The 12390-nt window shown below is 68.0% G+C and carries 8 protein-coding genes; 3 read left to right on the top strand and 5 right to left on the bottom strand.

Annotated elements, in window-relative coordinates; genetic code table 11:
• Positions 1-206: 206 nt before the first annotated feature.
• The 3 genes from adhP to AC1RJ9_RS26550 all read right to left on the bottom strand — a co-directional run bounded on the left by adhP (position 207) and on the right by AC1RJ9_RS26550 (position 3988).
• Positions 207-1241, bottom strand: coding sequence for an alcohol dehydrogenase AdhP (gene adhP / locus AC1RJ9_RS26560; protein WP_492841474.1), 1035 nt, complete (start codon positions 1239-1241; stop codon positions 207-209).
• Positions 1242-1314: 73 nt separating this feature from the next.
• Entirely contained in the window at positions 1315-2832 is a 1518-nt protein-coding gene (gene adh / locus AC1RJ9_RS26555; protein ID WP_492841472.1) for an aldehyde dehydrogenase, read from the bottom strand.
• A gap of 187 nt (positions 2833-3019) precedes the next feature.
• Positions 3020-3988, bottom strand: coding sequence for a GAF domain-containing protein (locus AC1RJ9_RS26550; RefSeq protein ID WP_492841470.1), 969 nt, complete (start codon positions 3986-3988; stop codon positions 3020-3022).
• Between the two features lie 308 nt (positions 3989-4296).
• Between AC1RJ9_RS26550 and AC1RJ9_RS26545 the strand changes: the two genes are divergently transcribed.
• Complete coding sequence (locus tag AC1RJ9_RS26545; protein WP_492841468.1) at positions 4297-5484, top strand: carbohydrate porin; 1188 nt, start codon at positions 4297-4299, stop codon at positions 5482-5484.
• Positions 5485-5578: 94 nt separating this feature from the next.
• Here the strand turns inward: AC1RJ9_RS26545 and tkt are convergent, their stop codons facing one another.
• Positions 5579-7537 (bottom strand): transketolase, encoded by a 1959-nt coding sequence (gene tkt / locus AC1RJ9_RS26540; protein ID WP_492841466.1) that lies wholly within the window; start codon positions 7535-7537, stop codon positions 5579-5581.
• A gap of 188 nt (positions 7538-7725) precedes the next feature.
• Between tkt and AC1RJ9_RS26535 the strand changes: the two genes are divergently transcribed.
• A complete protein-coding gene (locus AC1RJ9_RS26535) occupies positions 7726-9762 on the top strand; it encodes an NAD(+) synthase (protein ID WP_492841464.1) in 2037 nt (678 codons plus the stop codon).
• A gap of 93 nt (positions 9763-9855) precedes the next feature.
• A complete protein-coding gene (locus tag AC1RJ9_RS26530) occupies positions 9856-11166 on the top strand; it encodes a mannose-1-phosphate guanylyltransferase (RefSeq protein WP_492841462.1) in 1311 nt (436 codons plus the stop codon).
• Here the strand turns inward: AC1RJ9_RS26530 and AC1RJ9_RS26525 are convergent.
• Positions 11150-12307, bottom strand: a complete 1158-nt coding sequence (locus tag AC1RJ9_RS26525; RefSeq protein WP_492841461.1) for an AGE family epimerase/isomerase — start codon at positions 12305-12307, stop codon at positions 11150-11152. The two genes, AC1RJ9_RS26530 and AC1RJ9_RS26525, sit on opposite strands and share 17 nt — an antisense overlap.
• Positions 12308-12390: the final 83 nt, after the last annotated feature.

Here is a 12390-nt window from a genome sequence, read left to right as displayed (position 1 = left end):
TAGCCTTCCGGATCGGTCTCGACCCGGGCCACGGCGGCCTCATAGGCGGCCGCGTCGATATGGGCGCCCCGCGCCAGTTCCTCGGAAACCGGGAAAACCTGTCCGTCGCTCACGCCCTCTACTCCCTTTGGCATTTTTTTCTGACGTGTGAAGGGGCGCGATGGAGTGTCGGCGCACCCCGTCACGCCCCCATGAGGCCCTGCGCCCTACTGGCTCAGGTCCAGCACGACGCGGCCTTCGATCTGGCCTTTGCGCATGCGGTCGAAGACCGTGTTGACGTCGTCCAGGCGCGCGGTGCTGATCGTGGCCTTGACCTTGCCGTCGGCGGCGAAGTCCAGGGCCTCCTGCAGGTCCAGGCGAGTGCCGACGATCGAGCCGCGCACGGTGATCCCGTTCAGCACCATGTCGAAGATCGAGAGCGGGAAATCGCCGGGCGGCAGTCCGTTCAGCGCCACCGTCCCGCCGCGCGAGACCATGCCCAGGGCCTGCTTGAAGGCGATCGGCGAAACCGCCGTGACCAGCACGCCCTGGGCGCCGCCGCTGGTCTGTTTCTTGATCTCCGCCGCCGGGTCGGCGACGGTCCGGGCGTTGACCGTGATGGTCGCGCCCAGCGCGCGGGCCAGGTCCAGCTTGGCGTCGTCGATATCGACCGCCGCGACGTTCAGGCCCATGGCCTTGGCGTATTGCACCGCCATGTGGCCCAGGCCCCCGACGCCGGAGATCACCACCCAGTCGCCGGGCTTGGTGTCGGTCACCTTCAGGCCCTTATAGACCGTGACCCCAGCACAGAGCACCGGCGCGATCTCGTTGAACGAAATCGCCTTGGGCAGATGGCCCACGAAGTTGGGATCGGCCACGACATAGTCGGCGAAGCCGCCATTGACCGAATAGCCGGTGTTCTGCTGGGACTCGCACAGGGTTTCCCAGCCGCCCAGGCAATGCTTGCAGTGGCCGCAGGTGCTGTAGAGCCAGGGCACGCCGACGCGGTCGCCTTCCTTCACGATCTTGACCCCGGCGCCGACGCCCGAGACGAAGCCGACGCCCTCGTGACCAGGAATGAAGGGCGGGTTGGGTTTTACGGGCCAGTCGCCCTCCGCCGCGTGCAGGTCGGTGTGGCAGACGCCGGAAGCCTGGATGCGCACTTGAATCTCGCCGGGACCCGGCTCGGGGATCGGCGCGTCCTCGATGATCAGCGGCTTGCCAAATTCGCGCACGACGGCGGCCTTCATGGTTTTGGCCATGATGATATCCTTTCATATCGAAGAGGTTGCGGCGCCGGGGGATGCCGACGCCGCGTCAAGTCGGCGCGGCGCGCTAGAAGAAGCCGAGCTTCTTGGAACTGTAGCTGACCAGCATGTTCTTGGTCTGCTGATAATGATCCAGCATCATCCGGTGGTTCTCACGACCGATGCCTGACGACTTGTAGCCGCCGAACGCCGCGTGGGCGGGATAGGCGTGATAGCAGTTGGTCCAGACCCGGCCCGCCTGGATGGCGCGGCCAAAGCGGTAGCAGCGATTGGCGTCCCGGCTCCACACCCCGGCGCCCAGGCCGTAGAGCGTGTCATTGGCGATCGCCAGGGCCTCTTCGTCGGTCTTGAAGGTGGTCACCGACAGCACTGGGCCGAAGATCTCTTCCTGGAAGATCCGCATCCGGTTGTGGCCCTTGAACACCGTCGGCTTGACGTAGAAGCCGCCGGCCAGATCGCCCGGCAGGTCGCTGCGCGCGCCGCCGGCCAGCAGTTCGGCGCCCTCGGCGAGGCCGATGTCGATATAGCCGAGGATCTTCTCCAGCTGCTCGCCGGACGCCTGGGCGCCGATCATGGTGGCCGGGTCCAGCGGATCGCCCTGGACGATCGCCTCGACGCGCTTGAGGGCGCGCGCCATGAACGCGTCGTAGATGTCCTCGTGGATCAGCGCCCGACTGGGGCAGGTGCAGACCTCGCCCTGGTTGAGAGCGAACATCACGAAGCCCTCGACGGCCTTGTCGAGATAGTCGTCGTCTTCGGCCATCACGTCCTTGAAGAAGATGTTCGGCGACTTGCCGCCCAGCTCCAGGGTGACCGGGATCAGGTTCTGGCTGGCGTACTGCATGATCTGCCGACCGGTCGAGGTCTCGCCGGTGAAGGCGATCTTGGCGATGCGCGGGCTGGAGGCCAGGGGCTTGCCGGCCTCCAGGCCAAAGCCGTTGACGATGTTGAGCACGCCGGGCGGCAGGATGTCGGCGATCAGCTCGGCCAGCACCAGGATCGAGGCCGGCGTCTGTTCGGCGGGCTTGAGCACCACGCAGTTGCCGGCCGCCAGGGCCGGCGCCAGCTTCCAGCAGGCCATCAGCAGCGGAAAGTTCCACGGGATGATCTGGCCGACCACGCCCAGCGGCTCGTGGAAATGATAGGCGACCGTATCGTGGTCGATCTCGGAGATGCCGCCCTCCTGGGCGCGGATGCAGCCGGCGAAGTAGCGGAAGTGGTCGATCGCCAGCGGCAGGTCGGCGGCGGTCGTCTCGCGGATCGGCTTGCCGTTGTCCCAGGTCTCGGCGGCGGCCAGCAGCGGCAGGTTGTCTTCCATCACCTGGGCGATGCGGGTCAGCAGGTTGGCGCGTTCGGTGACGCTGGCCGCGCCCCAGGCGGCCTTGGCGGCATGCGCGGCGTCCAGGGCCAGGTCGATGTCGGCGGCGTCGGAGCGGGCGATCTCACAGAGGACGCGGCCATTGACCGGCGAAGTGTTCTCGAAATAGCGGCCCGCGGTCGGCTCGACCCATCGGCCGCCGATGAAGTTGCCATAGCGCGCTTTGAACGGCGGCTTGGCTGTGCGCGTGAACTCGGCTTTGGTCATGGCTTCCTCCTGTCGCGCCGTGTTCGGCGTCAAGAGGAAAGCATCCGCCAACGCCTCGACGTTTGTCAGGCCTGGCGCCCAACCGCCGAGAGCAACTGTCGCATGGGTGAGACAGTTTCCGGGCTCTATCTCGAACACTTAGAGCGTGGCAGGCGCCGAAACCGCTCACACTTTCGGCCGCCACGCCCTAGCGGCGTTGGGTCAGGCCCAGGCGCGCCAACTTGCGATGCAGGGTCGCCCGGCTGACGCCCAGAGCCTTCGCCGCGGCGGAGACGTTGCCCGAGGTCAGGGCCAGGGCGCGCTGCACGCCCGACCGTTCAAGGTGAAGCAGGTCCTGCTCCAGAGCCGACTCTGGAAAGAGCAGTTCGTCCACGTGCAGTCGGCCGGCCAGGCGCGCGTCGGTCAGGCCATAGCTGAGACGCGCATCGCGGGTCGCGCCGATCACCAGATCGTCGCGATCGACCGCCACCACGCCGCCGCCGTGCTTGGTTCCCTCGACCACGATCAAGCGCGCGCCCACGAACATTCGCCGGAAATGCTCGAGCTCGATGCGCCGCGCCGCATCCAGAACGGCGGCCGAGATCAGGCCGACGAAGCCTTCCGTGAGATCGGCCCGGCACGACGAGACATCCAAGGCGCCGGCCAACCGTCCCTGATGATCGTAGATGGGCGCCACCGTGCAGCTCAGCGCGGTGTTGCGCGCATGGAAATGCTGATCGCGGTGGATGGTGAGCGCGCGCTCCTCGGCCAGGCAGGTGCCGATGCCGTTGGTGCCTTCGGCTTCCTCGCTCCACACCGCGCCGGTCCACAGACCCCAGCGGTGGAAGGTCTCGTCGTCGACGTCCGCGCCGCGCCGATCGACGGGAACGCCCTGGCGATCGGTGAACAGAACGCAGCACCCGGTGGAGCCCACGGCCAGGAACAGCCTGTCGAGCGTCGACTGGGCCGCGTCCAGGAGGGGTTCGATGCGCTCCCGCGCCTCCCGCAATTCGCGTTCGCTCAGAACGCGCGGCGCGGTCATGTCCTCGGGGTTCAAGCCATACCAGGAGAACGATCTTTTCCAGGATGCGGCCAGCGCCGATCGCGCCGCCGCGGAACCGTCGGACAGCACGTCGCGCACATGGGCGGCATGCCTTTTCTTGACGGTTTCCGGCACCCGCTCCTCCCTGAGCCGCGCACCTTTGTTCGGTGTCGTTGGGCGTAGTTTGCGGCTTCATCTCAAGCCATTGCAATCCTTCTTCGAATCCGCAGCGCGTGACAACGGGTCCCGGCGAGAGGCGTCACGCCTAAGCGAGAATCCGCAGCCCATGATTCTGGACTATCGCCAGCAGTCTTCCGCAGGTTCTTACCTTTGCGCTTGAGTGGCGTGCGACGACACGCCACAGGCCGGGTTTACCGGATGGCGCCCCCTTCCGAGCGATGACCGTACCGCCCGATCGAGTGTCGGGTCAGCGGGGGCTGAGAATGCGTCAGACTACGACCAACCGAGCCGTCAATCGCGCGGCCGCCGCCGCGGCGCTCTTGATCGCCGCCGGGAGCCTGGCCGCCCAGGGCGCCCACGCCGAGGATCGCGCCTTCAAGCTCAGCGGAAGCTATACCGCCGACCTCGCCGGCACGGTCAGCGGGGGCCTCGCCAAGCGCGGCCGTGTTCTGGACGACTTGCAGGTCTTCGGCGACCTTGACCTCGACAAGGCCGTCGGTTGGAGAGGCGCGAGCGCTCATTTCGAGATTCTGAACAACAGCGGCGCCACGCCCAATGACGACGCGGGCACGCTGCAGGGCGTCGACAACATCGAGGTCGCCCGCCAGCGCGCCCGCCTGTTCGAGGCCTGGGTCGAGCAGGGCTTCGGCGACAAGGCGTCGGTCCGCGCCGGCCTCTATGATCTCAACAGCGAATTCTATGCCAACGACAGCGCCGGCCTGCTGCTGGCCCCAGCCTTCGGCATCGGTTCGGAGCTGGCGGCCACCGGTCCGAATGGTCCGTCGATCTTCCCCTCCACGGCCCTGGCCGTGCGCGTGCGCTGGACGCCGAACGAGCATGTCTATGCCCAGGCGGCGGCCTTGAACGCCAATGCGGGCGTGCTGGGTGACCCGGGCGGGATCAAGACCTCGCTCGACAACGGCCTGCTGCTGATCGCCGAGGCCGGTTGGCAGGGTCGGGGCAAGCTGGCGTTCGGCGCGTGGCGCTATACCGACAAGCAGGACGACATCCGTTTCCTGGCCCCGTCCGGCGATCCCGCCCCGGCGACGGCGCAGGGCGCCTATATGCTGCTGGAGCGCCACCTGACGGGCGAGGCGGATGTGCGCAGGACCACCGCCTTCGCCCGCCTGGGCGTCTCCGACGGCGACACCACCGCCTTCAGAGGCGGCTGGCAGGCGGGCATGCTGGTGGAGCACGTCTTCGAGGGCCGGCCCGACAGCGCCTTTTCGATCGGCGTCAACCAGGCGTTCCTGTCGGGAAAGTACCGCGACAACGCCATCGATGCTGGCCTGCGCCTGCGGCATGCTGAAAGCGCGATCGAAGTGACCTATGCGGACAAGGTCGGTCCGGTCACGATCCAGCCAGACATCCAGTACTTGATGGATCCTGGCGCCGAAAGCGGTGTGGGCCACGCCCTGGTGGCGATCCTGCGGATCGGGGTGGAGTTCTAAATTGTCATCCCGGCCAAGCGCGTGGCGCGCCGAGCCGGGACCGCGACAGACGCCGAGCTCCCGGCGCGCGCGAGCGCGTCCGGGATAACAGCCTTTATTGAGCCGCTTCGGCGACGGCTTCGGCGGTGATGCCGAACTCCTTGTAGAGACGCTCGAACGGGGCCGAGGCGCCGAAGCTCTTCATGCCGACGAACTTGCCGTCCTCGCCGATGAAGCGCTCCCAGCCCATCTTGATGCCGGCCTCGACGGCCACGCGGACGGGCGCCGTCCCGATGACCGAAGCCTGGTAGGCGGCGTCCTGCTGGGCGAACAGCTCCCAGCAGGGGGTCGAGACGACGCGGGTCGGCTTGCCCTTGGCCTGCAGGATGTCGCGCGCGGCGACGGCGATGCCGACCTCGGTGCCCGAGGCGAAGATCGTCGCTTCCGCTTCGCCGCCTTCGGCGGCCAGCAGCTCATAGGCGCCCTTGGCCGACAGATCGCCACCCGACACGCGGACATGCGGGGTCTTCTGGCGCGACAAGGTCATGACCGACGGGGTGCGCGGATGCTGCAGGGCGACCTTCCAGCACTCGGCGGCTTCGACCGCGTCGGCGGGACGGAAGACCAGCAGGTTCGGGATGGCGCGCAGGGAGGCGACCTGTTCCACCGGCTGGTGGGTAGGACCGTCCTCGCCCAGGCCGATGGAGTCGTGGGTCATCACGTGGATGACGCGGGCTTCCATCAGGGCGCCCAGGCGGATGGCGGCGCGGCTGTAGTCGGCGAAGGCCAGGAAGGTGCCCGAATACGGGATCACGCCGCCGTGCAGCGACATCCCATTCATGGCCGCGGCCATGCCGAACTCGCGCACGCCGTAGTGGACGTAGCGGCCGGTGTATTCCGGCGCGTCGAACGCGCCCATGCCCTTGACCAGGGTGTTGTTCGAGCCGGTCAGGTCGGCCGAGCCGCCGATCATCTCCGGGATCGACGGGATCAGGTGATCCAGGGCGGCGCCCGAGTGGACGCGGGTGGCGTTGACGGGCTTGGTCTCCAGGGCCTTGGCGATGTGGGCGTCCAGGGCCTCAAAGGCGCCGGCGGGCAGCTCGCCGGCCATGGCGCGCTTGAAGTCCGAGGCGTGGGTCGAGGCGGCCAGCTTGGCCTCCCAGGCCTTGCGGACCTTGGCGCCGCGACGACCGACGCTCTTCCAGGCCGTGGCGATGTCGCCAGGCACGGTGAACGGCTCGGCGTCCCAGCCCATGGCGACGCGGGCGTCGCGGATCTGGTCGTCGAACAGGGTGTAGCCGTGGCTGTGGGGGTCGCCTTCCTTCGGACCCGCGCCCTTCGAGATCAGCGTCTTGCACGCGATCATGGTCGGGCGGTCCTGCTTGACAGCCCAGCGCAGGGCGGCGGCGATCTTGCCGTGGTCGTGGCCATCGACGACCTTCACGGCCCAGCCGGCGGCCTTGAAGCGGGCGACCTGGTCGCCGGTCTCGGCGATGGTGGCCTCGCCGTCGATGGTGGTGTTGTTGTCGTCGAACAGCACCGTCAGCTTCTTCAGCTTCAGGCGGCCGGCGATGCTGATCGCTTCGTGGCTGACGCCCTCCATCAGGCAGCCGTCGCCGGCGATCACCCAGGTGCGGTGGTCGACCAGGTCATGACCGAAGCGGCCCGCCAGGTGGGCCTCGGCCATGGCCATGCCAACGGCGGTGGCTAGGCCCTGGCCCAGCGGGCCGGTGGTGGTCTCGACGCCCGGAGTATGGTGGACTTCCGGGTGGCCGGGGGTCAGCGATCCCCACTGACGGAAGTTCTCGATCTCCTTCATCGTCACGGCCTTGAAGCCGGTCAGGTGAAGCAGGGAATAGAGCAGCATCGAGCCGTGGCCGGCCGACAGCACGAAGCGGTCGCGGTCGTGCCAATTGGGCTGAGACGCGTCGAACTTCAGGAACTTGCCCCACAGGACCGTGGCCACATCGGCCATGCCCATCGGCATGCCTTGGTGGCCGGACTTGGCCTTGTGCACGGCGTCCATGGAAAGGACGCGGATCGCGTCGGCCATCTTGATGGGCGAAACGGGCATGGGGGCTTCCGTCTTTTCTATGTTTTGCGGGGCTGCGCGAGGGGCGCACTCGCATGGGTGCGCCCGGGGGTCAACCCGCGCGGGGCTTCTGGCGACATGTTGAGGACGCTATGCAACATCGTCCGGGGGCGTTATAGGTGAAGTCAGACTTATGCTCAATTTAAGCATAACCCTGAAAGGCCGGTTCCTTGGGTAGTCCGTCGTTCTTCTCGCCCTATCGCCACGGCTTCGTCCGCGTGGCCACCGCCGTCCCCAAGGTGAAGCTGGCCGATCCGGCGACCAATGCGCGCAGCGTGCTGGCTCTGGCCCAGGAGGCGCACGAGGCCGGCGTGGCGGTGATCGTGTTCCCGGAATTGGGCCTGAGCGGCTACACGATCGATGACCTGCTGCAGCAGGACGTGCTGCTGGACGCGGTCGAGGCGGCGATCGCGACCCTGGCCGAGGCCAGCGCCGACCTGGCGCCGATGATCGTGGTCGGCGCGCCGCTGCGTGACGGCGGGCGGCTCTACAACACCGCCGTGGCGATCCAGGGGGGCAAGGTGCTGGGCGTAGTCCCCAAGAGCTTCCTGCCCAACTATCGCGAGTTCTACGAGCGCCGTTGGTTCACGCCGGGCGCTGGCGTGACGGGCAGACTTCTGACCCTGGCTGGTCAGAGCGCGCCGTTCGGGACCGACGTCCTGTTCCGCGGCGAGGGCGTGACGCCGTTCACCGTCGGCGTCGAGATCTGCGAGGATGTCTGGACCCCGACGCCGCCCAGCACCGCCCAGGCCATGGCCGGAGCGGAGATTTTGCTGAATCTCTCGGCCAGCAACATCACCATCGGCAAGTCCGAGACCCGCCGTCTGCTGTGCGCCAGCCAGTCGTCGCGGATGATCGCGGCCTATGTCTATTCGGCGGCCGGGGCGGGCGAGAGCTCGACGGATCTGGCCTGGGACGGCCATGTCGACATCCACGAGATGGGCGCCCTGCTGGCGCAGAGCCCGCGGTTCTCGACCGGCCCGGCCTGGACATTCGCCGACATCGACGTCGATCGCCTGCGCCAGGAGCGGATGCGGGTCGGCAGCTTCGGCGACGCCATGGCGCTTTCGCCGCCCAAGGCGCCGTTCCGGACCGTGGGGTTCGCTTTCGACCCGCCGGCCGGCGACCTGGCCCTCGTCCGACCGATAGAGCGCTTTCCATTCACCCCCTCTGATCCCGCCAAGCTGCGCGAGAACTGCTACGAGGCCTACAATATCCAGGTCCAGGGGCTGGCCCGGCGGCTCGAGGCTTCGGGTCTGAAAAAGCTGGTCATCGGCATCTCCGGCGGCCTCGATTCGACCCAGGCGCTGCTGGTGGCGGCCAAGGCGGTCGACCAGCTCTCCCTGCCTCGGACCAACATCCTGGCCTACACCCTGCCGGGCTTCGCGACCTCGGATCGCACGAAGGACAACGCCTGGGCGCTGATGCGGGCCATGGGGGTGACGGCCGCCGAGCTCGACATCCGTCCGGCCGCGACCCAGATGCTAAAGGACCTCGACCACCCGTTCGGGCGCGGCGAACCAGTCTATGACGTGACCTTCGAGAACGTTCAGGCGGGCCTGCGCACCGACTATCTGTTCCGCCTGGCCAACCACAACGCCGCCCTGGTGGTCGGCACCGGCGACTTGTCCGAACTGGCCCTGGGCTGGTGCACCTACGGCGTCGGCGACCACATGAGCCACTACAATCCCAATTGCGGGGCGCCCAAGACGCTGATCCAGCATCTGATCCGCTTCGTGGCCCATTCCGGTGACGTCGACGCGGCCACGACGGGGCTGCTGGAGGACATCCTGGCCACCGAAATCTCGCCGGAACTGGTGCCGGGGGAGAAGACCCAGGCCACCGAGAGCTTCGTCGGCCCCTACGCCCTGCAGGATTTCAACCTCTACTACATGACACGTTACGGCATGGCGCCGTCCAAGATCGCCTTCCTGGCCTGGACCGCCTGGCATGACGCCGAGGCCGGCGGCTGGCCGGTCGGCCTGCCGGAAGACGCCCGCCGCGCCTATGACCTGGCCGAGATCAAGACCTGGCTGGAGCTCTTCCTGAAGCGGTTCTTCGCCAACCAGTTCAAGCGCTCGGCCGTGCCGAACGGTCCCAAGATCTCATCGGGCGGCGCGCTGTCGCCGCGCGGCGACTGGCGGATGCCGTCGGATGTCACCGCCGACGCCTGGCTGGCCGAACTGCACGCTGGGACGCCAAGCTGAGGAAAACTCTTCGTTCTGTTGCGCTTTGCCTTTAAGCACCCTTCGCAATAAGGCCCTATCAGGGTCAAAGACTGCGACGTGGTGGGGTTTAACTTGGCATCGATCTATCCGGTGATCCTGTGCGGCGGCTCAGGCACGCGACTTTGGCCCGCGTCGCGCAGCGACCAGCCCAAGCAGTTCCTGAAGCTGGTCGGCGATCGCTCGTCGTTCCAGGAAACGGTGCTGCGGGTGAAGGACATTCCCGGCGTCGCCGAGATCGTCATTGTCACCGGCGAGGCCATGGTCGGCTTCGTCTCCGAGCAGACCGCCGAGATTGGCGCCTGGGTGACCATCCTGGTGGAGCCCGAAGCCCGCGACAGCGCCCCGGCCGTGGCCGCCGCCGCCGCCTACGTGCAAGGCCAGGACCCGGACGGCGTCGTGCTGATGCTGGCCGCCGACCACCATATCGCCGAGCCGGAGATCTTCGGCGAAGCCGCCGTGATCGCGGCTCGGGCCGCCGAGAGCGACCTGATCGTCACCTTCGGCGTGCGGCCGACGTCGCCGGCGACCGGCTTCGGCTACATCCGTCCCGGCGACGCGCTGCTGGACGGCTCGGTCAACGCCGTCGCCGCCTTCGTCGAGAAGCCGGACCGCGAGACCGCCGAGCGCTATGTGCTTGAAGGCTATCTTTGGAACAGCGGAAACTTCGCCTTCAAGGCCGCCACGCTGATGGGCGAGTTCGAGGCCTTCGAGCCGACCGTCGCCGACGCCGCCAAGGCCTGCGCCGCCGCTCTGACGCTGGAGGCCGGAATCGGTCGCCTGGACCGCGAAGCCTTTGGCCAGGCCAAGAAGATCTCCCTCGACTACGCGGTGATGGAGCGCACCCAGAAGGCCGCCGTCGCGCCCGCCGCCTTCGCCTGGTCGGACCTGGGCGCCTGGGACGCGATCTGGGAAGCGTCGATCCGGGACCATGACGGCAACGCCCATGACGGCGACGTCGACCTGCACGGCGCCACGAACGTCCTGGTCCGCACCACGGGACCCTATGTCGGCGTGATCGGCGTCAGCGACATCGTCGTGGTGGTCGAGGCCGACGCGGTTCTCGTCTGCCACCGCAAGGACAGCCAAGCGGTGAAGACCTTGGTCGATGGCCTGAAGGCCAAGGGCCGTTCGATCGCCTCGCGCAAGAGCGCCGCGCCGAACGGGACCGAGACCCTGGTCTCGACCGACGGCTTCGACGTCGAGCTGCGCCGCGTTCCTGGGGGGGAGACGGTGGCCTTGCCGGCGTCGACCGTGCAGGTGCTGGAAGGCGTGCTGGAGATGGACGGTGACGTCTACGCCGCCGGCGCCCTGATCCCGCTGGACGCCGAGACCCGGGCGCGCGCCATCGGCGCCGCCACACTCCTGGTTACGAAACCGCGCTGACCGCCCGGTCGAATTCCGCGATCGCGCAGGTGATGTGGTAGAAGGAGCTGGCCGGCGCCGGCTCCTCCACGAACGTCTCGTCGGGCTGGTATTTGTCGCGCCACAGGCCGGGGACGGGCGTGCGCAGATAGGTCATCAGGCCTTCCGCGCCCGCGGCGGCCATGTCCCACCAGCGGGCCTCGCCGGTGATCTGGGCGGCCAGCACCGAGGCCTTGATCCGCTCGGTCTGGGGCCAGAGACGGGCGCTGTCGTCGTGGATCGAGTAGTCGTCCAGCAGGGCGTTGACCGCCACGCCGCGCGCCAGGTCCACGCCATGCGTCTCGCCGGCCTCGATCATCTTCAGGGCGGCGGCGATCGCGTCGTCGCGGCCGGCCAGCCTGCCCCAGCGCAGCAGCAGCCAGCCCCATTCGAACTGGTGGCCCGGCTCGCAGATGCGGCCCTCGACGCCCGGCGCCGGATTCCAGTCGAGGTCGAAGAACTCGCGAATCTGGCCGCTCTTCGCGTGAATGAACTTGGTCAGCGCCAAACCGCCGATCTCGTCGGCCAGGGCGCGCCAGGCCGGATCGTCGTCGACCTCGTTCCAGGCCAGCATCGCCTCGAACAGGTGCATGTGCGGGTTCGATTGCAGCGGCGTGGTCGGCGGGTTGGTCTGGTGGAAGCCGCCCAGCGGGTGCTTGCGCTCGGCGTACAACATGTCGCGGACATGGACGGCGACCGCCTTGGCCTCGGCCTTACGGTCCGGTAGCGCCTTGGCCACGGCCGCCAGGGCGAACATGGCGAAAGCCTGGTCGTAGGGATCGGCGGTGTCGTCGAGGCTCTCGCCATTTGGCCCGACCAGGGCGCGGAACAGGCCGTCGGGCCGGCGATAGGCCTTCAGGTAGAAGGTCAGGCCATGGGCGACCGCCTCGCGCCACGGGCCGGTCCAGCCCAGCTCGCCGGCCAGGGCGTAGGAAAAGATCTGTCGGGGCAGCACGCGGCCGCGACGCGGGCCGTCCACCGGATGGCCGTCGAGATCGATCTTCTCGAAGAAGCCGCCCTTCACGTGGTCGGCGCCGGTCTCCCACCACAGCGGATAGGCGGCTTCCAGAGCCCAGGTCTTCAGGCGGTCGCGCAGGCGGGCGGCGTCGGCGAAGGCGGTCATCGAGAGCTCCAGAGGATCGCCTTCTTCTAGGGAGCTTGCGCGACGAGGCCAAGACGGAGGCGTGGTGTTTCGCCGCCGCTCGG

Source organism: Caulobacter sp. GW822-FHT07D08, from assembly GCF_058798735.1.
The sequence above is the reverse complement of the archived record's forward strand: the minus strand, read 5'-3'. Positions and strand labels throughout refer to the sequence as shown.